The organism is Pyrobaculum sp. (assembly GCF_049971835.1).
In the GTDB taxonomy this organism is placed as follows: domain Archaea; phylum Thermoproteota; class Thermoprotei; order Thermoproteales; family Thermoproteaceae; genus Pyrobaculum.
In genome coordinates, this window is the sequence record NZ_JBMFKV010000019.1 from 1 (window position 1) to 20,239 (window position 20,239).

A 20,239-nucleotide genomic window follows, 5' to 3' on the forward strand; every position below is an offset into this window, starting at 1 on the left:
GTGTGACGCGCCACCACGTACATACCGTCAACGTGGCGGTGGACTACGGCATAGCCTCAAGTCTCATGCCTGTACGTGAATGTGGTCAAGTGTCCGTTCCCACGTGGCTGGGAAAGTGGGCCACGTAGCGTCTGTGCCGAATAGGTGCTACAAAAGGGGGGTTAAGGGATGTTAATCCCCGCTTCTCTAAGCTTAATCTTGAGGTCTTGGCACTGCCCCACTGAGAGGTAGAGTAGCTCGTCGTAGTAGTCCCAGTCTGCGGCCACCACGACGCCCCGCGTCAGGGCCTCGGCGACGAGGCAGGGCGGCGCGAGTCCGGCGGGCACCACGTCGGCGGGGACGCCCAGGGCCTCCTCTATCTCAGCCGCGAGGCGGAGGGCCTCCCCCAGATCCGAGCCGTCGATGAGGACGTCGACGTCGTGCACCGCCTCCGACTCCGCGGCGGAGCCGAACAGCACGGCCAGCCTCCTGCCGCCGGCCGCTCTCCTCAACTTCTCCAGAACCTCGTCCAGCCTAACTTTGTAGACAGGGCGCATTCCCCTCAACCCTCTTGATAAATTCGAGAACGCATTTGAAGTCGCTCTTCACCGCGTCGTACACCCTCCGGTCGTCCACTGCGAAGTATCTATGGACGAGGAGGTTGCGGAGCCCCACCAAGGCGGCTAGGACCTCTCCACAGCCGGTCCCCAGCCTCCTGTCCACCTCCCTTAGACACTCGCGGTAGGAGGAAAACACGCGGCCCCACGCCGCCCTCGCGAACTTCATACACATAGAGGCGAGGGCCTCCACGAGTACAATTAGCTGGTACCGAAGGGCCCACACCTCCTCGTCGCTGAGTTCCTCAAATCCGCGGCTGGCTATCCTCAAGGCGTCGTTTATGGCCCCCCGCGCCTCCGATGCCCTCTGGAGTATAGAGAGGCAAGCCCCCATTACGCGAGGGCCTCAGGTGTGGAGGTCCCCAGCCTAACCCGCGCCGGGTCTAGGCCGAAGCCTATGGCTTCTATAATGGCGCGGGCCTGCTCCCTCGTCCTAATCCCGCCGGCCATCTTCACCCCCAGTCTGTACCCCCTCTCTCTGATGTACCTGGCGATAGCCGCCGCCCTCTCAGGCGTGGAGTGGATGGGGTTGCCCAGCTGCTTGGCGTAGGCCTCCTCGGCGAAGCCGGTGGAGCTTTTTATAAAGTGGGCCCCGGCCTCCGCCACTATGTCGTACAGCCTGTACCTCTCCTCGTCGGTGAGATAAGGCTCCTCTACGATCACCTTGACAACCCTCCCGCCGGCCGCCCCCACCACGCTGACGAGGTCCCGCCTCACCTCTACCCACCTCCGGGACTTCACCAAGCCGATCGGCGCCACGACGTCCAGCTCCTCCGCCACCTCCGCGAGCCTAGAGACGGCTTGCGCCCTCTCCCAGGTCTGGGAGGCGCCGAAGGGGAAGTCGACAACCACGCAGAGCCTCACCCTCCTCAGAAGCGGCCTCACGTACTGGGCGTAGACCGGGTTGACGCAGAAGGAGGCCACCCCCAGCTCCTCAGCCCTAGCGGCGCCCCTCGCCACATCCTCCACGGTCAGGTACGGCTTGAGAAGGGCGTAGTCCACCACCTGGAGCACTGGGGAAAGGCGCCACATCTATAAAAACATTCTCCCACAAGCCGGCATGGACATGGTGAGAGCCCACGTCTACATAAGGGGGAGGGTGCAGGGCGTCTTCTTCCGCCAGTCTATGAGAGAGGTCGCCACTAGACACGGCGTCAAGGGCTGGGTCAGGAACAGATCCGACGGCAGGACAGTCGAGGCCGTGCTGGAGGGGCCGAGAGACGCGGTGGAGAAGGTCCTCCAGTGGGCACGGGTGGGGCCCCCCGGCGCCCGTGTAGAGGACTTGGAGGTGCGCTGGGAGGAGTACCGCGGCGAGTTCCAAGACTTTAAAATACTGCCGACCGAGTAGAACAGGGCCCCTTGCCACAGCCGGCGTGTCTTCGCCAGGCGTCTCCTCTACTTTACGTCGCCGCCGTGACGATGGCGGCAACGTGGACGAGGGGTCACTGGACACTGCCGGAGCAATGCCGAAAGTCGTACAGTAGGCGCGTGTCTGACCCGCGGCTACAGACTTGAAACGCGTGGCTGGTAGTTCGGCACCCCTCCCTAAACCGCACTACGCCCAGGTTGATGGCGGCTGTGAAGCCCTTGCCTCTCGCATCTCTATTCGTACCTGAGGGCGTCTACTATGTTTAGTCTACTTGCTCTGTAGGCGGGGGCCAGGGCGCCTAGCAGATTGGCGGCCAGCACCACTGCGGCTGAGGCGAGCACGGCCACGGGGGCTATTCTGAGTTTCAGTGCGGCGCCGAAGCCTATGGGGATTGATATCTGCGAGATGAGGAACAGTGCCGGTAGCGCGGCGGCGATGCCCATGGCTATTACAATGAGGGACTCGGCGAGTATCACCGCGAGGATGTGCCTCCTCTTGAACCCGACGGCCCTCATTATGCCGATTTCCTTCGTCCTCTGCAGAATAGATATTGTCATGGTGTCGTAGAGCCACATAGCGGTTATCAAGGCGCTTACGCCGGCCAAGACGCCGAGCCCCATCTGGGCAATGGCGGCGAACTGCCCAACTTGTCGCGCCAGTACCTGGGGGGAGAGGATGGTGGCGTCTGGGAAGTAGGGCGTCAGCCGGGCCGCCGCCTTCTCCGCCGTCTGGGGGCTGTCCGTGATGACGTAGATCAAGGCGTAGCCCTCCACCGCGGAGAGGGCTCTGTCCACGAAGACGTCGCCGCCGCCGAGTGGACCAGCGATGCCGGAGAGGTCCACCACCCCCGCCGCTGTCACCTCCAGCGGCGGACCCGTCGAGCGCTCCAGCGTAACGGGCATGCCTGGCTCGAGCGGTACGTCCCCGGCCATCTTGACTCTGGTGGAGACCAGGGCTAGGGAGCCGCCTATCGACATGACGCCGGACTTCAAGGCGTCCCGCGGAATTAACACGTCCACGGCCTCCGGCGGCACGTAGTATATCATCACGTCCCTCTCGGAGCCGTCTGGCAACCTCGCCTTGGCGCCCTCCCCCGTCATCGGTATAACCACCGCCGTTGGGAGGAGGGCGGAAACCGTGGCCACGTCGGCCTCTGTAAGTGGCCTGAACCGGGGCAGTATCCACACCGTGTTTAGCCCAAGACGCTGAAAGGCCTCCTCCACGACGCCCTTGAAGGTCTCCCCTATGGAGAGCGCCGTCGCGAGGGCTAGGAAGGCGATGAAGACGCCCAAGGCGGCTAGCGCCGACCTGCCGGCCCTCTCCCTAACCGCCAGCCACGCAAGCCTAGCTACGTCTGCCAGCACGGCCCCTCCGGAAGCCCAGCGCCAACAGCGCAACTGCCACCGCCGCCAGCGCCGCAACGGCGTAGAGCTGCGGGTTGCTCCCCCCGCCGCCTCCACCGCCCGCGGCCGTCGCCGGGGCGTAAGCAGGTTCCGTCTTGTTGACCACCACCTCCACCGTCTGCTCCGCTGTGTAGCTTCTGCCGAGCCTATCCCAATACGTCGCGGCTACCCTCACCTGGTACCTCCCGGGGCTGTCGGCCGTTAGGGTGAAGACGGCGTCTTTGCTCGTCTGGGGCGGCACTGCGCCCAGCGGGCCGGGTTGCCTCACCACCTTGACGGGGCCCGAGACGTTTAGCCTGACGTCCCTGGCCTCCACACCGCCGGAGTTGTAGAGCCTCACCGTTAGGTAGAAGGGGTTGCCGGGCTCGGCCTTCTCGGGGCTGACCGAGGCGGAGAGGGACAGGACCGGGCGCTGGGTGGCTACTAGGTACAGCGTCCCGCCGTACTCCCCGGAGACCCCAGACGCAAGGGTGTACGCGATTTTGTACCCAAGGGCGGCTGTGCCCACGACGTCGGAGGGGACCTCCACGGGGATGTCCACAGCCCCTCCCCTCCCCAGCCTCGCGGTGGTCTGGGGGAAGACCAAGCCGCTGACGGGAAACAGCGTGACCGTGGCCTCCGACACGTTTACAAGGGGCTTCACGTAGATGCGCAGGACGTGCCTCCCCCCGGAGGCCACCTCGGACGGCTCCACGGAGACGTCGAATATCTGCCTCTGAGCCGCCAGGAGGTTCACCACGCGCCTCGTGGAGTAGCCGCCCGGGTTCACCACGGTGACGTCTAGAGCAACCACGCTGGAGGTGGGCACTATCTGGAGGGTCAGCTCGGCCTTGTCGCTGGCGGTGAAGGTTACGGGGTTAACCCCAAGCGCCACCCCGCCCGACACGGAGATAGACCCTTCAAAAACGCCGGGGTACTTGATGGAGATCTTGACGTTGTTCACATCGCCGGCCACCAGCGTCGTGGGCGACACGGCTATCTCCACCACGTCGGCGGGCACAGAGTATACCGGGAGGGGCACCTCCACCCGGTCCACAGCCCCGGTGTCTAGTTGCACAACCACCGGCACGTAGACCACAGGGGGCGCGGCGTATACAGAGCCCCATACCTCCGCCTCGCCGTTTACAAGCGGCGCCGAGGAGCCGCCTGCGTACACCGTGCCGTTCACCGGTATGCTGTACCTTACGGCGAAGCCCACAGACTCGACGAGACCAGCCCTCAGCCACGTCACCCTAGGCACGACGAGGGGGGCCGGCCTGGGCCTAACCGCCAGGGGGATCTGCCGCGACACGGCCACCTCCCGCCCCAGCGCGTCCCGCGTCTTCACAGTCGCCACCAGCGCCGCGTTGAAGTCCAGAGGCGCCACCGCCACGTATCCACACCAGTTGCCCAGCTCCCCTCTGAACCGCGCGTCGCCGTACAGCCTCGCCCCAACGGCGGACACCTCCACAGTGCCGTTGTAGGTATACCCGTCGTATACGCACAGCGACACCCTCCCCACAACCCCCAGGTAGAGAGAGCCGTTTACCCTAAACACGGGGGAGGGGTAGTGCGGAACCGCCAGCTCGTGGTACTCCACCTTCTCAACGCCGTCCCCCAGCGCCCCGGCCTTCACCGTGTACCTCGACCTAAACACCACCCGGCACCCCTCCGAGACCCCCAGCGCCTCCGCCCTCACCTTCAGCACCACCTCAAAAACACCGGGCCCCGCGGAGGCGGCGCGGGCCGCCTCGGCCGAGGCCTGTCTGCACTTAAGCTCCACGCCTACGTCGACGTGCTGGGCTACGAGGTAGAAAGACAGCTTGTACAGTCCCACGTCGCCGGGGTACTTGGGCAAATCCACCCACTGCCCGCCGAGGAAGAGAAAATCAGCCGCCGGCTGGAAGAGAGCCGCCTGCCCCGCCGCGAGGGCCGCCAGCGCGGCGGCCAGAGCCGCGGCGTGCCTCATATCAGCCACCTCTCCTCTCCAGCAACCAGGCAAGCACCAGCGGGCTGGCGAAGGTGAGCACTGCGCCGAGTATTTGGTACATCGCTGGGGGCGCGGGCTCGTTAGGCGTCCTAATTAACACGCCCGGCAACACGTAGATGAGGAGAAGCGCTAGCGTGAAAATCGCCCCCTTCCCATACCACGGAAGCTTCAGCCTATCCCACACCGCGGCCATGATTAAGCCCACGATGGTTAAGACTATGAGGTTGCCCAGAACGCTACCCACCAACGCCCAAACCCCTAAGTTACCCGCCGCAAGCTGTACAGCCTGTCTCGCGACCTCCGGAGGGGTGCCCGACTCCACAATTTTTCTATACATACTCTCCAAAAGCTGGGGCTTGATGCTCTCCACGGCCAGGTACTCCACGACGCCGCTCAGCAGGCCAAAGACGAGGCCCGTCAAGGCGCCCCACTTGGCACCAGCCGAGAGCTTCATAGAAGAACATAGAAGAACAAGGATTTAATTAATTTATGGATTGTGGAGATGCCGGTGGACGTCTTGGTGCTCTACACGGGGGGGAAGGACAGCCACTACGCCGCCCTCCGGGCCGTGGAGGAGGGGCACGTAATCAAGTGCCTAGTTACGGCCGCGCCGCGTAGGCACGACTCCTACATGTTCCACACGGTGAACGTCATGTGGGCGTCGCTACACGGCGAGGCGATGGGGGTGCCCCACCACTTCGTGGAGGTGTCCGGGGAGAGGGAGGTGGAGGTGGAGGAGCTGGCCGAGGCTCTCCGATACGCGGCTAGGGACTGCGGCGTGGAGGCTGTGGTGACCGGGGCCGTGGCGTCTAGATACCAGAGGGAGAGGGTGGACAAAATCGCGGGGAGGCTGGGCCTCCGCCACGTCGCGCCGCTCTGGGGCCGGGGCCAGGAGGAGCTTCTGCTGGAGGAGGCGGCCCGCCTCGGCTTCATAATAGTGGCGGCCATGGCCATGGGGCTGGGCCGGGGCTGGCTGGGGGCGAGGGTGGGCCCCGCAGAGGCGAGGAGGCTCGTCGAGCTGAGCCGCCTCTACGGCTTCTCACCCGTGGGCGAGGGGGGCGAGTACGAGACCTACGTGGTGGAGAGCCCCCTATTCCGGGGCAGAAGAGTTGAGGTGGTGGAGGGAGACGTGGTGTGGAGTGAGGCTGGCTGGGGCTACTACGTGATAAAGAAGGCGAGGCTCGTGTAAGGGCGCGGAAATAATTTAAAACGGGGCGCTGTGCGGTCCGTGGCTAGGCTGTTGCTGGTTTTTGTCGCATTGTTTTCGGCTGTGGCTGGCGCCGCTGTGGTGAAGTGGGCAGTTGTGTCGAACCCGTCGAGTTGGATAGACGGGCCCTACGGCGCGTGTGTAGGTGGGGGGTATGTATACGTCGTTGGGTTTGACAGCGGCCCCGGCGCCGTTTCAGAGTGGCGTATTGAGAAGCGTGACAAGTCTAGCGGGGGGCTTGTCAAGACGTGGGCCCTCGACCCAACCGGCGGCTACGACGTCCTCACTAGCTGTGTGGTGGTGGGGGACAGGCTCTACGTGGTGGGCTACGCCGGTTTTAGGTGGGCCGTGCTCCAGCTCGACCTAGACCTCAGCTCGTTGAGATACGTCGAGGGGGCGGCCGGCGTGCCTCTATCCGTGGCTTCAGACGGTCAGCATCTCTACATAGCGGGGTTTCAGTACGTAGACTTTGTTCCTCATTGGCGTGTGGAGAAGAGGCGGCTAGACGACCTCTCCCTGGCGTCGGCTCTTCTCCTAAACTCCACGGAGGGACAGGGCGCGGCGTGGGGCGTCGGCGTAAGCCCCGCCGGCTACATCTGGGTGGCTGGAAACAACGCGACGGGCTGGCGCATAGAGATTCTCGACAGGAACCTCAGCCGCGTCGCCGTGCTGAGGCCTGGCCTGGAGAGAGGGGCGCTGGGTGTGGTGTTCGACGAGGGGGGAAACGCCTATGTCTACGGCGGCCGCGGCGTGGTCAAGTTCAGCAAAGACGGCATGCAACTGGCGAGGGCCGTTGGTTTCGACGCCATGGAGGCGGCGTACGCAGGCGGCAGACTCTACGTGATTGCGGACATCAGCCGCCTCTTGGTGCTGGACACAGAGCTTAGAAAAATCGGCGAGGTATACCTACCGCCAGAGATCGAAAAACATCAACGCATCTATGGTATAGAAGTACCGCAAAAGGTCTCCGGGAGTTTTGATGGAGGTACTCTCTACATGGTTGGCTCCACCGTTGTAAATACCCTGAGCGGCGACGCGTGGCTTATATACGCCGTATCTACGGCTGACGTCGACCTCTATCTACTGGCGGGTGCTCTCACAACCGCGGCGCCAGTGGCCATGGCGGCCGCCGCTCTTGCCGGCGCCTACCTAGTCGTGAAGAGGCGGAGGAGGGCCGCCGCGGCGCTGGCTTAGCCAGCTCCGCGCCTAGCGTCGTCAAGAATTTTAACCTTGTTTGTACTGTGGATCGGGCTGGACTGCCGTGGATGCGGCTGGATGAGGGGCCCGCCCGCGGCCGAGTCTACACCTTCACTGCCTGTAGCTTCATGCCGCCCTCCAGCCACCCCTCTGGGTGGTACCAGTTCTTTACAATTCTGTAGCCGCAGTGGATGAGGAGCCTACCCAATCTAGTGGCCTCGGGCGGCTCTCCCCGCTGGAGGGCTTGGAAGGTTTGGAGGTCGTCTACGTATTCTGCATACAGCACGTCGCCCGGCTCCATGTAGCGGTGCAAAACGCAGTATACGTGGCGCTCCCACTCCGTGGCTACATACCTGGGGTTTATGTTGAAGACCTCGGCCCACGGGCCGTAGTAAGGCGGCCTCCCCGTGAAGATCTTTACGTGGCAGAGGAGGTCCTCGCCTATGTAGAGCTCTGCGTTGTACTCCTCTTTAAATCTGCCCTTTTTAAACAGGGCGTGTAGGGGTGCGAAGGACTGGGGGGTGAGTTGGCTAAGCACTTACGAGGAGTATCTCCTTCTTGGCGGCTCTGGCCTCTAGATACATGCCGTAGAGTAGCTCAGCTATGTGGGGCCCCACGGCCTTGGAAATAGCCGCCAGCGCGCCTTCCTCCTCTAACCCCTCGAGGTCTAGGCCTATTTTTTTGAGGCTGTAGTGGATGTAGAACTTGAGGGGGTCGTCGAGAGTTTTTAGGAACTCCACAAACTCCATGGGGTATGTGTTAGCCATGTTATTAATATATTACTTGTGAAATACGGAGAGTTGGCTGAAACTATTCCTCCTGGGCTGTGAACTTCCTAATTAGCAGGGGGGCGACCACCCCGAGGACTATGGCGAGGATGGACGTGATGAGGTCTCTGGCTAATATGAGGGGATCTAGGGAGGGGGCTGATATGGTGCTTATGAGGAAGAGGGCGCCGAGGATTATGGCGACGGCGCTGAGGGCGTATACAAGCGGCTTGGTGTTCATGAAGGGGGTAAAGTAGGTGTATTTAATTGTTGGCTTGCCTCCCCTCTTCGTCGCTTGTGAATTTTCTGTGGAGGAGGGGGGCCGCGACCCCCGTGGCGAGGGCCGAGAGGGAGAGGCCAAGATCTCTGGCGAGGATAAACACGTCGAGGGAGGGGTTGCTTAGTGTGGATACTAGGAAGAGCCCGCCCATGGCTATAGCCACGAAGCTTAGGGCGGTGACGACCCCGCTCTTCATGTATCTACCCGTCTGGATCTATATAAGCCCTGTGTGGAGTATTTGGGTAATAGGAGTCAGATTTATATACCGCCTCGTTTTGCCGCTTCATGGGGAAATTGATTTTGTCTACGACGTCGCCAGGCTCGACGAGAAGCTTCTACTAGCTGAGCTGAGGAACCTCGGCCTTAGGGTTAGGGCGGTTAATATTGAGGAGGTGGTGGCGCCAGACGGCTTGGGTGAGGTGGGGGTTATACGCGTCGCCGCGAGGTCCCGGGTGATCCCCACCGCGTTTACCTACGAGAGCCGCGGCGGCGTGGCTATAAACAGCGCCACGTCGCTTGTCCTATCCCACGACAAGTACCTCACCTACCTCCGCCTAGTGGGGGCCGGGGTGCCCACCCCGGCCACCTACCTAGTGTTCGGGGGCGAGGCGGCGGTGGCCGTCGCTGAGAAGTTGAGCTACCCGGTGATTGTGAAGCCGACCGACGGTTCGTGGGGCCGGTTTGTGAATTTGGTGAAGTCCGCAGAAGATCTGCAGTCGCTTGTTTTGCAGAAGCGGGGGATGGACAGCCACATGCACCTCTTCCTCGTGCAGGAGTATGTGGAGAAGCCGGGGCGGGACATCAGGGTGACCGTGGTGGGGGACAGGGCGGTGGCGGCTATCTACAGGATTAGCCAGGGGGACTGGCGCACCAACACCGCGAGGGGCGGGAGGGCCGAGCCGGCTAGGATAGATCCGGAGCTTGAGGACATAGCGGTGAGGGCCAGCAAGGCGGTGGGGACGCTGTACTCAGGCGTAGACGTGGTGGAGTCGGAGAGGGGCTACATGGTTCTCGAGGTCAACGGCGTCCCCGAGTTTAAGAACGTGCAGAGGGTCACCGGCGTAAACGTGGCTGGGGAGATCGCCAAGCTGGTGGCGGAGGTGGCTAGGCGCTAGTCGAAGAGGCTCGGCTTTATACGTCTCCGCCCGGCGAAGCCCTCGGGGCCGTGGTAGTACATAACCTCCGGCTCGTCTATCTTCCAGCACAGGTATACAAAGTCGCCGTCTCTAGTCACAGTGGGGAAGTCTACAATCCCATTTACAAAATCCCTGATGATGAAGCCGTTTTCAGACGCAGCCTTCAGCAACCACTGGGCCTGCCTCTCGGCCTCCTCCATCTCTTCAGGCGTCAGCTCGTCCCACCGCCTCGCCGCCTCCACTATGGGGGTGAGGAGGGGCCTGAGTTGCTTAACCACCTCGTTAGCCTCCTTGAGGGTGAAGAGCTTCACCTAGCTACTCCGTTTGGCAAGTTTTAAGTATTGCCTCAACGCCACCTTGGCCCGGACGATGTGTTTACAAGGCCCCCCGCGGAATTTGAAGTCGGGGCATTCGCAACGCCCTACGAAGTACCTAGTGCCCAGCTTAATCTTCAGCACCACCTGGTAGCAGACGTCGCGGCGGGTCTCAGACCTGACGTAGGAGACGGCGTAGAGCCAAGGCCCACGCCTCTCTACCCTCTCTATAAACACCTCCTGGCCCAGGGCGAACACAGCCCTCTTCGCCGCCTCTCTGCAAAGCACACGTCAACCTACTACCAATTTAAAAACCTTTTTAAGCACAGTGTCAAAAACGCGGTCTGCCTCCAGCTCCGCAGACGCGCCGAGGTCGGTTATGAAGAGGTCGATTAAGTCGGGAGGCGCCCGGTCGAACAGCGGCACCCTGGCCTTTACACCCCACACGTCGGCCTCCACCTCCATGGGCCGCGGCGCCGGTAGCGGCACGGCTTTGTAGCTTTCGAAAACCGCCACCGCCCTCGCCCCAATGGCCCTAGCCGCCGCCAGTAGGGGGAGGGTGCCCACCTTGTTCACCGCCGCATCTCGATACAAGCCGTCTAGCCCCACCACCGCCGCGTCGTACTCCAACGCTCCCACAGCCGAGTCCGTCACGGGGACCACCTCGACGTATCTAGAGTAGGTGCGGTACGCCTCTGGGAACTCCACCCCCGGCCTGCTCTCCGCCAGGTAGAGCCTCTCCACGCATCTCCCCGCCAGCTCCAGGAAGCGGGCCACGGCCCGGCTGAGGCTTACGGTGGCGATCCGCCGCGGGCAGAAGCCGGAGTTCGCAATAGCCTCGTCAAGCCCCCGCCGCGCCTCCTCGGCGTATTTCAAAACCGCCACCGCGGCCGACTTGGGGTCAACGCCGGCGTCCTTCGCCCTTTTTAGAACTAGGTAGAGGAAGTCCAGGGGGGCCATGCCAGGCCTCACGCGGCGAAGCGCCTCAGCCTGCGCCACCGGGTTGTCCGAATTTCTCACAATATCTACGGCCTTCTCGAGATACCAACTGGCGCCTCTCACCCACTCACGGCTCAGCTCGTCCATGTCGGGAGATGGGAGTTGTTATATATCCCCTTTCTCGACGCGTGCGGCGGTCAAGTTGTGCACGGCGCACTTGCCACGTCTCTATGGTTACGTCGGCTCTGTGCATTTAAATAGTAAATTCTGTGGGGTGACATGTCTCTCAGATTGGAGAGGGTCTCGGTGCACCGGGGGGGCCGCCCCGTGTTGCAAGACGTGTCCTTCGCCGCATCTAGGGAATTCGTCCTGGTGGCGGGGCCGAACGGCGCTGGCAAGACAACTCTGTTTATGGCTATACTCAACCTCCTGCCTTATGAGGGGAGAATCTGCATAGACGAGGAATGCGGCAGGGAGCGGGTCTACAGAGTGGGCTACGTGCCCCAGATTCTACCCAAGGGATCCTACGGCACCGTCTGGGAGTACGTCTACCTGCCCGCCAAGTTTCGGGGGCTGAGCGACGCCGCGGCGAGGGCCGAGGAGGCTTTGAAGCTGGTGGATTTGCATGACGCGAAGGACCGCCCCGTCGCCGCGCTTTCGGGAGGGCAGTTCCAGAGGGCGTCTATAGCAAGGGCGCTGGCGGCTGGGGGCGACGTGTTGCTTCTCGACGAGCCGCTGTCCAACGTAGATCCCCAGGGCAGGGTGGAGCTTCTTAAGTTGCTTAGAGAGCTGAAGAGGGACAGGACTATACTAATGACGTCGCACGAGCTCAGCCTCCCCTCAGACCTCGCCGACAAGATTCTGCTCATCAACAGGAGGGTCGTGGCGTACGGCTCCGTGGACGAGGTGCTCCGGGAGGACGTTCTGGCGAAGGTTTACCGCTACGTGCGCCTCGCCAAGACGTCCTACGGCTACGTCTGCGTGACCGAGGACTATGCGCATCCGCATTGAGGCCCCCGCGGCCCTGGCGGCGCTGGCGGCGCTGGGGCACGCCTACTTCGCGGCCCCCTTGCTGTTCTGGCCGCTGGTGTCCCTCATGGCCACGTCGCTTGTACTCGCAATGCACAGCCCCCTAGCGCTAAGTAGACGCATGACGTTCCTAGCCCACGCCCAGGGGCACAGCATCTTGACGGCGGCCCTCGCCGCGGCGCTTGTCCTCGCCGCCGTGGAGACCGCGGCGTCGGCCTGGCCCTTCTACGGGCTTGTGCTGATGTTCGTCATTGTTCTCAACCTGGCGGTGCTGGCGGTGGGAAGGCTTGGATACAGAGAGGACGTGGCCACCGGGGTCGTCATGTCTCTGCAGATATCTGCAACCATAGCCCTGCTATTCGCCGTGCGGATGTTCTACGGAGCATCCGTCGACCCCATCGCCATAATAACCGGCGAATACGTACTGGTGGGCCTAGGCGACGTCGCGGCGCAGGCGCCTTTTCTCGCACTCGCCTCTCTCTTTCCCCTTTTCTACGGCGTGAGGTATCTATACGCCGCCCTCGACGATAGCTTCGCAGAGGCCATCGGGCTGAGGCCCAAGCTCATGGATAACCTATTTCTCATCTCAATGTCCCTTGCGGTGGCGTCAAGCGTCTACACCCTGGGTTCCCTAATGCCCGCAGTCCTCCTGGTTATGCCGGGCGCCATAGCCGCGAGGTACACTACGAGCATCGCCAGGATGATACCAACCTCGGCCTCCGCGGCGGCCCTCTCCGTAGCCGCGGCGCATTTCATCTACACGCTGTTGCCGTGGCTGTGGCCCAGCGCCGCAATCGGCCTAGTGCAGTTGTTGATGTTGCTGGCGAAGCCCAAAGCCACCTGAGGGGCGCCTCAGGAGGTAACAAATATATTTCTGACGTTTATTTTAACTCATGAGAGGGGTACTAGCGGTGGTCGCGCTGGCGTTGATAGCCGCCGCGGGTACGCTGACCGACCACTTCACGTCGCCCCCCGTGGAGGTGCTGGTGACGCGCACCGATCAGTGGGTGTTCTGCCAAGACTACGGCGTCACTATTCAGATAAAAGCCCTCCAGCCGGTGACGGTGAATAAGGTGGAGGTGGTGGCTAAGTTCTACACAGAGCCCTACCTCGTGCCGACGGTCGACAAGCGGAGCTTCGGCGGCTTCAGCCTCGTAACCGGGGAAGTGAAGCAACTGGCCCTCACCTTCAACTACTGTCCCCGGAGGGCCGTCGACCCCCTCATACTCCTGGAGATCTGGATATACCTCCCCAACTACACCATTTCCTACAACTACTACATAGGGAGGGTGCTACCCATGTCTTACGACGACTTGGCCAGCTACGCGGCTTCGCTTGAGCAGAAGGTTAAGGAGCTCAGTGCGCAGATCGACCAGCTTAAGCAGAAGATAGCCGAGCTCCAGGACCTGCTTAAGAAGAGGGACGCCCAGGTGGCCAACCTCTCCGCCCTGCTCTCGGCGGCTAGGCTAGACAACGACAGGCTGGCGGCGGCCCTGGCCCAGGTGAGGGCGGAGCGAGACGCCCTGCGGGCTCAGCTGGAGCAGACCCAGGCACAGCTGAACGCAGTTAGCCAGGCCAAGGCCTCGCTTGAGGCGCAACTCGCCGACGCTCAGAAACAACTGGCCGACCTCAAGGCGTCTTACGACAAGCTCTCCGGGCAGTACACAGATGCGCAAAGGACAATAGCCGAGCTCCAGACAAGGCTCGCCGAGTTGCAGAAGAGATACGACGAGCTCACAAAGGCTGAGCAACAGCTGAGAGAGAGTTACTACAGCCTCTCGGCTAGGTACAGTGAGCTGAGCGGGCGCTACGACGAGCTCACCAAGTCATACCAAGCACTCCAGCAACAGAATAAGATACTTGAGAGCAGATACAGCGAGCTGAATACTGGCTTCACATGGGCCATCAACACCGCCACCGCTCTGGGCATAGCCCTCCTCTTTGTAATCGCCCTGTTTCTAAGCCGTAGGAGATACGCCGCCCCGCCGCCTCCGCCAGCCACCGCGCAGGCGCCCCCAGGCGCCGTTAAGGCGGCGGTGGTGATAAACCCAGAGCCACAGGCCCCCAGAGAGGTGCTAGTCAAGTGGCCGGCGACGGTTGAATAAATCCCCCCGGCCCCCGGCGGATAGCCGGGGTTTATTTTTTAAACCCGGGCTCTGGGCTCCTTGGGTGGGGTGTGTCTGAGCCTCTGATGGGTGAGGAGATGGCGGATTTCCGACAGTGTTTAAATAAGGCAGTCGGTGAGGTGCCGTGCTGTGGTTTCTGCTGACCACGGGCGCGTGTAACCTCAGCTGTAGGTACTGCGGGGGTTCGTTCAACCCCCGGCACTCGCCGTGGAGGCCGCAGGTAGAGCCCCGGGAGGTGGCGCGCTTCATAGCGCAGAGGGACCCGGCCCCCGTGGTGTTTTTCTACGGGGGAGAGCCTCTCCTGAACCCTCGCTACATCGTCGAGGTTATAGAGGCGTTGCCTCACGCTCGCTTTGGGATTCAGACAAACGGCACTCTAGTCAGAAATCTGCCACCTGGGTACTGGCGGAGGATGTCGACGGTTCTTCTCTCCATTGATGGGCCGCCGGAGGTGACGGACTTCTACAGAGGCCCCGGCGTCTACAAAAGGGTGGTGGAGGCGTTGAGGTGGCTAAGGGGGGAGGTCGGCTGTGGGTGCAAAATAATCGCCAGGATGGTTGTGTCCAGGCGGTCTAGCCTCTTCCGCGACGTGGCGCACCTCCTGGGGCTGGGGTTCGACGCGGTGCACTGGCAACTGAACGTGCTGTGGACGGACGAGTGGGGGCCTCGGGAGTTTCTAGAGTGGGCCGAGTCCAGCTACCTCCCAGACGTGGCTAGGCTGAGGGATTGGTTTGTCGCCGAGGCTGAGCGGGGCAGGGTTCTGGGGGTCATACCCCTCCTGGGCATCTACCGGGCTCTGCTGGTGCGGCCCTACGACTGGGTGCCGTGCGGCGCGGGGAAGTACTCCTTTGCCGTAAACACCGACGGAAGAGTACTCCACTGCCCCATAGCCGTGTCGGAGAAGTGGGCCACGGCGGGGCATATCAAGATCGGCATAACCAACGGCGCCAGGCTGAGGGATAGATGCCTCACATGCGAGTACCGTGGCGTCTGCGGGGGCCGCTGTCTATACACGCACTACGAGGACTACTGGGGGGAGGAGGGCTTCGACGCCGTCTGCAGTGTGACGAAGAGAACCATCGAGACGCTGAAAGCCGCCGCGCCCCGCCTCGCCGAGCTCATGAAGGCGGGGGTCATCCGCAGGGAGGACCTCGACTACGACCCCCTGCTCGACTCAACCGAGGTTATTCCATAGGCGGCTTTCACAAGGCGCCGCGCGTGGCAATATATTAATCTACAATGTACTTGAGACATGGGCTTCGGCTCGCTGATCTCTGGTCTGATGCTCGGCTACAGCCTCGCCGTGCCCCCCGGCCCCATGAACGCGCTGATCGCGGCGTGGTCGCTGAGGGGCTTCAGACACGGCTTCGCGGTGGGAGCAGGGGCCATGAGCGCCGACTTTCTGCTAATGGTGCTGACCCTCGCCCTCTACTCCAGGCTAAAGGCGCTGGGGGCGGAGTACTTCACGCCGTTCTACACGGCGGGCGGCGCCTTCTTTCTATACCTAGCCTACAAGATATTTAAATCGAGACCCCCCGGGAGGAGGGAGGGAGGAGGCGGCTCCCCGGCGCGGGGGTACCTCCTGGGCCTCTCTCTGGGCCTCATAAATCCGATAAGTCATTGATGTAGTATTCTATAGGCCTTGTAATGTGTTATAATTATTCAGTATTATGAGTCCCCATAAAAGCACATCGCGGTGCCTCTGCATTGAAGAATATAGAGCTCCTTAAGGGCCCCCCAGACCCGGGCTTGACGTATAGCGGTCTGAACACCACTCAGCTAAGTAACTCCGCGTTATGATCACGTAGTGGAGGATTGCTTCGGCTTGTGGAGGATACCAGCTATGTTGCCCGCTAAGGCGAGAATTATCCCGATGAATAAGCCACCTAGGGTGTATACCGCGCCGAGCAGAGCCAATATAATGCCTAAGATGTTGCCCGCAAGCCTCGCTCTCTCATTTTCAGAACTTACAAAAAGCCCACCCGATAATAATCAAAATACCCGCAACAAGCCCCATGAGGGGCCCCATTGCATCGCCCACTCGCCGACTATAATCCTACAAAGCGTTCTATCTGCATCCATTAACATCATGATAACACGCTTGTTCATAAAGCTGATTGTGGCAGAGTATAAATTCAACCAGCTAAAGAGAACAAAGATTTTAATGTGTTTGCATATTAAACATATTGAGGCAGAGTCTTAAGCTGTTAATGCTTTGGCAATTGCGGCGGTTGTAGCCGCCGTGACTTATTTCGCCGGGGTTATTAAAATCGTCGGCAGTGTAATAGTTGAAAAACCCGCTGTAATGGAGCCGGGGGAGATTAGGCTTGATATAGACTATATATGTGGACCTACAATACTTAACATTTCGACGCCAAGCATCCTCCAGCCTCTCGCTAAGCCACATGTAAGAAGGCCTGTAGATATACAATTTGTCGTTCAGCAGAGCAACGTGCGGAGAGAAGGGGAGATCGTCGTCACGGGAGGTTTAACTATACAACTCGTAGGCCCTAGACAATACGAAATCCAGATGCCGTGGGTGATTGACGTGCCGAGAGGATCCTGCTACAGAACTCTCGACATGAAGCCAGGCTTTGACACGCCACTCTCCGTAAGCCCCGGGAAATACCACGTCTATATACGTGGATCTTGTAACTACGCAGGCTGGGGCAAAGTAGAAGTTAAAATCACCCTAGGGCTAAAGGTAGAAGGAGACAACAACTAAGTAATATAGTTCTTGCGACATTATGTATCGAGCCTCTCCCCTTAAATACTACTTTTGCTTGTTTTCCTTAGAAGGGTATGAACTCGTCCTTTGCAAGGTGAGGTTATCTCTAGCCCTTTCGCCAGCTTAGCATCGCCAACCATAGCGACAAAGTTGAGCATATGTGCCAATATGGATGTTCTCTGGACTTGACACTGATAACACTTGAATACTTCATGCTATCGCCACAAGTGGTAAGATGAGTCTAGTACTGGGAATGGCGATGCCTGAATCGTGAGAATTGTAAGCATTATTACAATAAGTAAGATTATGAACTTCAATTCCTTTAAGCCGCTTTCTTCTCGATTCCACTTAGACGTCTTCTCTGATGAATGCGTGTACTCTACAACGCGGAGAGTAGAATTGAGCAATGCCGATGCCTTTTCTAAATATACAAAGAAATACAGAAGGTACAAGGATGATACAGATATCAGAACTATATAGATTTGGTAAAGTTTTTGTCTCCACTAAGGACCAGTAGGGTGTACTTAAAAATTGGATAACCTGGAATTTAGTAATGGGCAGTGTGCTAGAGGTATTAAGTAAGAGGTTAGATATTGCGCTTGGAGTAGAGCCAGAGCCGACTGTAGAGTCTGTCTTAGCCGAATCCGCGAAACATGGTGTGCTCAGAGGTTCTGCGTACACAGTGTTCGAGAAGTGGAGAGTGTATATCAAAACTGTAACTAAGGAATTAGCAGAGAAATTCAATCTCTCGCTGAACGAGGTAGAGACACTTAGAAAATTCGATAAAGATCTAACTAGTCTGCTAGACAAGGCAGAAAAACAGACAATAGAAAGGCTAGGAGTCTTACAAGAGGCATTGAAAAAAGACTTTATAGAAATGAGGAGAAAAAATACTACAGTCTATATATGTGCCTATAATATATGTACTAAAGTAAATATGAATAGAAACGGCCATCTCATAGTAGCGTTGCCGCTCCACGGAGCTAGCGTCTTGTCGCATTTTCCCAATATATTAAAACTCTCCAAGGGGGAACTTGAGGCGTTTCAGATAGGCTGGAGGGCAAGCGACGAGACTTACATGCTCAGCCGCCCAAAGCTCGTGACGACGCAACCGTGGCAACTATTCGCATGGGCGTCCGTACGACCTGGTAGAATGCGCTTAGCACTTGAGTACGTGCACTTGACAGCTAGAGGTGTCTCCTTGAGAGTAACTGCCGTAGCCGCTAGCCAGAGAGAGCAGTGGAGTAAAAAAGAGGCGCAGAGGCTTATTCTTGAAGCAGTAAAGAGAGGCGAATATAGAGCCTTGCTTACATGGTATCTGGGTGATGGCGTCGCGGGTATGAGTAATAAGATTTTGGCTCTTTCCATCAAAACATATAGTGCAACTGAACTAGGTGGACGCCACTACGAGAGAAGTAGTATCCTGTACTTCAATTACGACGAGTCAAGAGAACTAGCGCGGAAAATTATTTTCTCTGCCCCGCAAAGTATGAGGGACATGCTTGATCTGCTTCACGCCAAAAAGTGGCTTTTCTTAAAAAGCGTCGCCAATTCGGTAAAGAAAAACCCGTTCTATATAACTATAAGAGGTGTAAAAATGCGACTTCATGATGCAAAGACCTTGCAAGCTGTCTTTTATACACTCGATGAGGAGAAAGCGTGGCAAATTTTAAATGTCCTAAAGCCCTATGCAAAACTAGGTAAGGATCGAAACTACTATGTAGTGCGGATAACATGGAAGGGCTTGAGAGAATTAATAAAGGAGGATCCGGATTTAGAAAAGGCGATCCTGAGATTCCTCAATAGCAGAAACAGTACCGCATCGAAGAGAATTCTCTCACAACTTAATCCACTTTTTTAGTCTCGTCCAATAACTGTAAATATAAAACTACACCGGGACTATTGAATGCCGTAATGCATTGAAAACGGAGGTTAAATCACCTTAAATGTTAGAAGTTAAGCGGTGGCTCACGGCGGGGCTCAGCTCCATTGCGCAGTTCGGCGTGGAGTGGGCCGCCGGCCTGTTCACGGCCATACTGACGTGGATAACCACCTTCCCAGCCGCCGTGAGGGCTGGCTGGGAGCTCAGTAGCAGGGCGACGTGGCTAGCCATAAAAATCTTCTCAGTGGCGACCCTCCTGTTCTTCGGCGTCTACTTCCTAATAAAGGCCGCGGGCGTACAGCTACCGTGGATAGGCTGAGGCCTGAGCTCTGCGTCAGGTGCCGGGGCGGTAGGTACCTATGCGGGCTCGCCTACTGTCCCCTCCTCGCCCGCCGGCTGTCGGCACCCCACAGGTTGGGGGCTGTGAGGGAGCTGAGGGGGTCCAGCCCCCGTCTCTATTCGTCGGCCGGGTGGGCTACCCCAAGGTGTGGGTTTACCCCGCCGCGCCTCCTGAGCTGGGCGACACGACTATCTACGAAGACCCGGCAAGGTGGCTGGGGTTCCCCCTTGAGCGTTTCATTGCGATGCGCCTCTCCCTATACCGCGCCTCCCTCAGCCTGAGGGTGGAGGACGCCGCTAACCCGCCCCGGGCGCTTCAGGAGGTACAGCTAGCCGCCCTCTCCCAGAGGCCGGTGGACGCGGAGGTGGAGTTCGCCAGGGAGCCGAGTGGGGCGTACCTCAGCGAGTACGCGCCGCCTATGGGGCCAGCTGCGCCGGCTAAAAGCATTCGCTTCACCACCGAGCCGAAGTTGCCTAGGAAGGCTGAGGAGCTCTACGGCGACAGAGACGTAAAGGCTAGAGAGGCAGTGGTGGAGCTCTACGAGGCCGGCCTCGACGTGAGCTACATAGCCCGCGTCCTCAGCGCCGGGGCCCTCGGCGGGCGGCGGCGCCGCCTCGTCCCAACCAGGTGGGCCATCACCGCAGTGGACAAGATAGTGTCTGACCACCTGCTTGAGAAGGTCAAGGAGATGCCGGAGGTGGACGGCTACTACCTGTACGCGAGGAGGGCGGTTGGCAATCTGTTCATCGCGATACTGGCCCCCTCCAGGTGGGCGTATGAGTGGGGGGAGGCCTTCGAGCCCCACACAGTGTGGAACCCCGGCGAGGGGGTCGAGGTGGAGGTGGACTACGAGCTGTACGGCGGCAGGCGGGACTACCCGGAGATCGGCGGGTGCTACTACGCGGCCCGCCTAGCCGTGGCCGAGGCTCTGCTCCGCATGAAGAGGCAGGCGGCGGC

26 protein-coding genes are annotated in these 20,239 nt (G+C 59.8%); 13 read left to right on the forward strand and 13 right to left on the reverse strand.

Annotation, left to right across the window (positions count from 1 at the left end):
- Positions 1–161 precede the first annotated feature (161 nt).
- From ACP5J3_RS02965 to deoC, 3 genes are read right to left on the reverse strand one after another with little or no spacing between them, the layout of a single operon-like run.
- Complete coding sequence (locus tag ACP5J3_RS02965; protein WP_428494293.1) at positions 162–536, reverse strand: nucleotidyltransferase family protein; 375 nt, start codon at positions 534–536, stop codon at positions 162–164.
- Entirely contained in the window at positions 514–930 is a 417-nt protein-coding gene (locus ACP5J3_RS02970) for a DUF86 domain-containing protein (protein ID WP_428494294.1), read from the reverse strand. Before ACP5J3_RS02970 ends, ACP5J3_RS02965 begins: the two co-directional genes overlap by 23 nt.
- Positions 930–1,610 (reverse strand): deoxyribose-phosphate aldolase, encoded by a 681-nt coding sequence (gene deoC, locus ACP5J3_RS02975; protein WP_428494295.1) that lies wholly within the window; start codon positions 1,608–1,610, stop codon positions 930–932. The genes ACP5J3_RS02970 and deoC overlap by 1 nt, the downstream gene beginning before the upstream one ends.
- A 46-nt stretch (positions 1,611–1,656) precedes the next feature.
- Between deoC and ACP5J3_RS02980 the strand changes: the two genes are divergently transcribed.
- Entirely contained in the window at positions 1,657–1,944 is a 288-nt protein-coding gene (locus ACP5J3_RS02980; protein ID WP_428494296.1) for an acylphosphatase, read from the forward strand.
- Positions 1,945–2,198: 254 nt separating this feature from the next.
- On the opposite strand, the gene ACP5J3_RS02985 is transcribed toward ACP5J3_RS02980, so the two are convergent.
- Genes ACP5J3_RS02985 through ACP5J3_RS02995 form a run of 3 tightly spaced genes read right to left on the reverse strand, consistent with a single transcriptional unit; the run spans position 2,199 to position 5,791 of the window.
- The gene (locus ACP5J3_RS02985) at positions 2,199–3,329 is read right to left on the reverse strand and encodes an ABC transporter permease (protein WP_428494297.1); all 1,131 of its coding nucleotides are present in this window, start codon (positions 3,327–3,329) and stop codon (positions 2,199–2,201) included.
- Complete coding sequence (locus tag ACP5J3_RS02990) at positions 3,310–5,316, reverse strand: hypothetical protein (protein WP_428494315.1); 2,007 nt, start codon at positions 5,314–5,316, stop codon at positions 3,310–3,312. The genes ACP5J3_RS02985 and ACP5J3_RS02990 overlap by 20 nt, the downstream gene beginning before the upstream one ends.
- A gap of 1 nt (position 5,317) precedes the next feature.
- On the reverse strand, positions 5,318–5,791 hold the full coding sequence (locus ACP5J3_RS02995; protein ID WP_428494298.1) for a hypothetical protein: 474 nt from the start codon (positions 5,789–5,791) through the stop codon (positions 5,318–5,320).
- Positions 5,792–5,839: 48 nt separating this feature from the next.
- Here ACP5J3_RS02995 and ACP5J3_RS03000 point away from each other — a divergent pair, with 48 nt between their 5' ends.
- Positions 5,840–6,526 carry a diphthine--ammonia ligase gene (locus ACP5J3_RS03000; RefSeq protein ID WP_428494299.1) on the forward strand — a complete coding sequence of 229 codons (687 nt, stop codon included), beginning with the start codon at positions 5,840–5,842 and terminating at the stop codon, positions 6,524–6,526.
- 39 nt (positions 6,527–6,565) lie between these two features.
- A complete protein-coding gene (locus tag ACP5J3_RS03005; protein ID WP_428494300.1) occupies positions 6,566–7,738 on the forward strand; it encodes a hypothetical protein in 1,173 nt (390 codons plus the stop codon).
- 106 nt (positions 7,739–7,844) lie between these two features.
- Here the strand turns inward: ACP5J3_RS03005 and ACP5J3_RS03010 are convergent, their stop codons facing one another.
- The 4 genes from ACP5J3_RS03010 to ACP5J3_RS03025 all read right to left on the reverse strand — a co-directional run bounded on the left by ACP5J3_RS03010 (position 7,845) and on the right by ACP5J3_RS03025 (position 8,984).
- A complete protein-coding gene (locus tag ACP5J3_RS03010; protein WP_428494301.1) occupies positions 7,845–8,279 on the reverse strand; it encodes a DUF1122 family protein in 435 nt (144 codons plus the stop codon).
- The gene (locus ACP5J3_RS03015; RefSeq protein ID WP_428494302.1) at positions 8,272–8,490 is read right to left on the reverse strand and encodes a hypothetical protein; all 219 of its coding nucleotides are present in this window, start codon (positions 8,488–8,490) and stop codon (positions 8,272–8,274) included. Before ACP5J3_RS03015 ends, ACP5J3_RS03010 begins: the two co-directional genes overlap by 8 nt.
- Before the next feature lie 61 nt (positions 8,491–8,551).
- Positions 8,552–8,749 (reverse strand): hypothetical protein, encoded by a 198-nt coding sequence (locus ACP5J3_RS03020; protein WP_428494303.1) that lies wholly within the window; start codon positions 8,747–8,749, stop codon positions 8,552–8,554.
- 22 nt (positions 8,750–8,771) lie between these two features.
- The gene (locus tag ACP5J3_RS03025; protein ID WP_263246521.1) at positions 8,772–8,984 is read right to left on the reverse strand and encodes a hypothetical protein; all 213 of its coding nucleotides are present in this window, start codon (positions 8,982–8,984) and stop codon (positions 8,772–8,774) included.
- Here ACP5J3_RS03025 and lysX point away from each other — a divergent pair.
- Complete coding sequence (lysX, locus tag ACP5J3_RS03030; protein ID WP_428494304.1) at positions 8,983–9,903, forward strand: lysine biosynthesis protein LysX; 921 nt, start codon at positions 8,983–8,985, stop codon at positions 9,901–9,903. The two genes, ACP5J3_RS03025 and lysX, sit on opposite strands and share 2 nt — an antisense overlap.
- On the opposite strand, the gene ACP5J3_RS03035 is transcribed toward lysX, so the two are convergent.
- Genes ACP5J3_RS03035 through ACP5J3_RS03045 form a run of 3 tightly spaced genes read right to left on the reverse strand, consistent with a single transcriptional unit; the run spans position 9,900 to position 11,324 of the window.
- The gene (locus tag ACP5J3_RS03035) at positions 9,900–10,235 is read right to left on the reverse strand and encodes a DUF2203 domain-containing protein (protein ID WP_428494305.1); all 336 of its coding nucleotides are present in this window, start codon (positions 10,233–10,235) and stop codon (positions 9,900–9,902) included. The two genes, lysX and ACP5J3_RS03035, sit on opposite strands and share 4 nt — an antisense overlap.
- The gene (locus ACP5J3_RS03040) at positions 10,236–10,526 is read right to left on the reverse strand and encodes an SWIM zinc finger family protein (RefSeq protein ID WP_263246518.1); all 291 of its coding nucleotides are present in this window, start codon (positions 10,524–10,526) and stop codon (positions 10,236–10,238) included.
- 3 nt (positions 10,527–10,529) lie between these two features.
- Positions 10,530–11,324 (reverse strand): translation initiation factor eIF-2B, encoded by a 795-nt coding sequence (locus tag ACP5J3_RS03045; RefSeq protein WP_428494306.1) that lies wholly within the window; start codon positions 11,322–11,324, stop codon positions 10,530–10,532.
- A gap of 132 nt (positions 11,325–11,456) precedes the next feature.
- Between ACP5J3_RS03045 and ACP5J3_RS03050 the strand changes: the two genes are divergently transcribed.
- From ACP5J3_RS03050 to ACP5J3_RS03090, 9 genes are all read left to right on the forward strand, one after another.
- The gene (locus tag ACP5J3_RS03050) at positions 11,457–12,188 is read left to right on the forward strand and encodes a metal ABC transporter ATP-binding protein (protein ID WP_263246516.1); all 732 of its coding nucleotides are present in this window, start codon (positions 11,457–11,459) and stop codon (positions 12,186–12,188) included.
- Entirely contained in the window at positions 12,172–13,050 is an 879-nt protein-coding gene (locus tag ACP5J3_RS03055; protein WP_428494307.1) for a metal ABC transporter permease, read from the forward strand. The genes ACP5J3_RS03050 and ACP5J3_RS03055 overlap by 17 nt, the downstream gene beginning before the upstream one ends.
- Before the next feature lie 49 nt (positions 13,051–13,099).
- Complete coding sequence (locus ACP5J3_RS03060; RefSeq protein WP_428494308.1) at positions 13,100–14,311, forward strand: hypothetical protein; 1,212 nt, start codon at positions 13,100–13,102, stop codon at positions 14,309–14,311.
- A 145-nt stretch (positions 14,312–14,456) separates the two neighbouring features.
- Complete coding sequence (locus ACP5J3_RS03065) at positions 14,457–15,527, forward strand: TIGR04084 family radical SAM/SPASM domain-containing protein (RefSeq protein WP_428494309.1); 1,071 nt, start codon at positions 14,457–14,459, stop codon at positions 15,525–15,527.
- Between the two features lie 57 nt (positions 15,528–15,584).
- On the forward strand, positions 15,585–15,956 hold the full coding sequence (locus tag ACP5J3_RS03070) for a LysE family transporter (RefSeq protein ID WP_428494310.1): 372 nt from the start codon (positions 15,585–15,587) through the stop codon (positions 15,954–15,956).
- Positions 15,957–16,547: 591 nt separating this feature from the next.
- Positions 16,548–17,057 carry a hypothetical protein gene (locus ACP5J3_RS03075; RefSeq protein ID WP_428494311.1) on the forward strand — a complete coding sequence of 170 codons (510 nt, stop codon included), beginning with the start codon at positions 16,548–16,550 and terminating at the stop codon, positions 17,055–17,057.
- Between the two features lie 556 nt (positions 17,058–17,613).
- On the forward strand, positions 17,614–18,921 hold the full coding sequence (locus tag ACP5J3_RS03080) for a hypothetical protein (protein ID WP_428494312.1): 1,308 nt from the start codon (positions 17,614–17,616) through the stop codon (positions 18,919–18,921).
- Positions 18,922–19,006: 85 nt separating this feature from the next.
- The gene (locus tag ACP5J3_RS03085) at positions 19,007–19,261 is read left to right on the forward strand and encodes a hypothetical protein (RefSeq protein WP_428494313.1); all 255 of its coding nucleotides are present in this window, start codon (positions 19,007–19,009) and stop codon (positions 19,259–19,261) included.
- A 40-nt stretch (positions 19,262–19,301) separates the two neighbouring features.
- On the forward strand, positions 19,302–20,239 hold a 938-nt coding region (locus tag ACP5J3_RS03090), incomplete at its 3' end, for an Nre family DNA repair protein (protein WP_428494314.1).

Bases quoted from the DNA above. Each gene is read 5' to 3' on its own strand.
- ACP5J3_RS02965 (WP_428494293.1), bottom strand. From the start codon at position 536: ATGCGCCCTGTCTACAAAGTTAGGCTGGACGAGGTTCTGGAGAAGTTG.
- ACP5J3_RS02970 (WP_428494294.1), bottom strand. From the start codon at position 930: ATGGGGGCTTGCCTCTCTATACTCCAGAGGGCATCGGAGGCGCGGGGG.
- ACP5J3_RS02980 (WP_428494296.1), top strand. From the start codon at position 1,657: ATGGACATGGTGAGAGCCCACGTCTACATAAGGGGGAGGGTGCAGGGC.
- ACP5J3_RS02990 (WP_428494315.1), bottom strand. From the start codon at position 5,316: ATGAGGCACGCCGCGGCTCTGGCCGCCGCGCTGGCGGCCCTCGCGGCG.
- ACP5J3_RS02995 (WP_428494298.1), bottom strand. From the start codon at position 5,791: ATGAAGCTCTCGGCTGGTGCCAAGTGGGGCGCCTTGACGGGCCTCGTC.
- ACP5J3_RS03000 (WP_428494299.1), top strand. From the start codon at position 5,840: ATGCCGGTGGACGTCTTGGTGCTCTACACGGGGGGGAAGGACAGCCAC.
- ACP5J3_RS03015 (WP_428494302.1), bottom strand. From the start codon at position 8,490: ATGGAGTTTGTGGAGTTCCTAAAAACTCTCGACGACCCCCTCAAGTTC.
- ACP5J3_RS03020 (WP_428494303.1), bottom strand. From the start codon at position 8,749: ATGAACACCAAGCCGCTTGTATACGCCCTCAGCGCCGTCGCCATAATC.
- lysX (WP_428494304.1), top strand. From the start codon at position 8,983: ATGTATCTACCCGTCTGGATCTATATAAGCCCTGTGTGGAGTATTTGG.
- ACP5J3_RS03025 (WP_263246521.1), bottom strand. From the start codon at position 8,984: ATGAAGAGCGGGGTCGTCACCGCCCTAAGCTTCGTGGCTATAGCCATG.
- ACP5J3_RS03045 (WP_428494306.1), bottom strand. From the start codon at position 11,324: ATGGACGAGCTGAGCCGTGAGTGGGTGAGAGGCGCCAGTTGGTATCTC.
- ACP5J3_RS03050 (WP_263246516.1), top strand. From the start codon at position 11,457: ATGTCTCTCAGATTGGAGAGGGTCTCGGTGCACCGGGGGGGCCGCCCC.
- ACP5J3_RS03055 (WP_428494307.1), top strand. From the start codon at position 12,172: ATGCGCATCCGCATTGAGGCCCCCGCGGCCCTGGCGGCGCTGGCGGCG.
- ACP5J3_RS03060 (WP_428494308.1), top strand. From the start codon at position 13,100: ATGAGAGGGGTACTAGCGGTGGTCGCGCTGGCGTTGATAGCCGCCGCG.
- ACP5J3_RS03070 (WP_428494310.1), top strand. From the start codon at position 15,585: ATGGGCTTCGGCTCGCTGATCTCTGGTCTGATGCTCGGCTACAGCCTC.
- ACP5J3_RS03080 (WP_428494312.1), top strand. From the start codon at position 17,614: ATGGGCAGTGTGCTAGAGGTATTAAGTAAGAGGTTAGATATTGCGCTT.
- ACP5J3_RS03085 (WP_428494313.1), top strand. From the start codon at position 19,007: ATGTTAGAAGTTAAGCGGTGGCTCACGGCGGGGCTCAGCTCCATTGCG.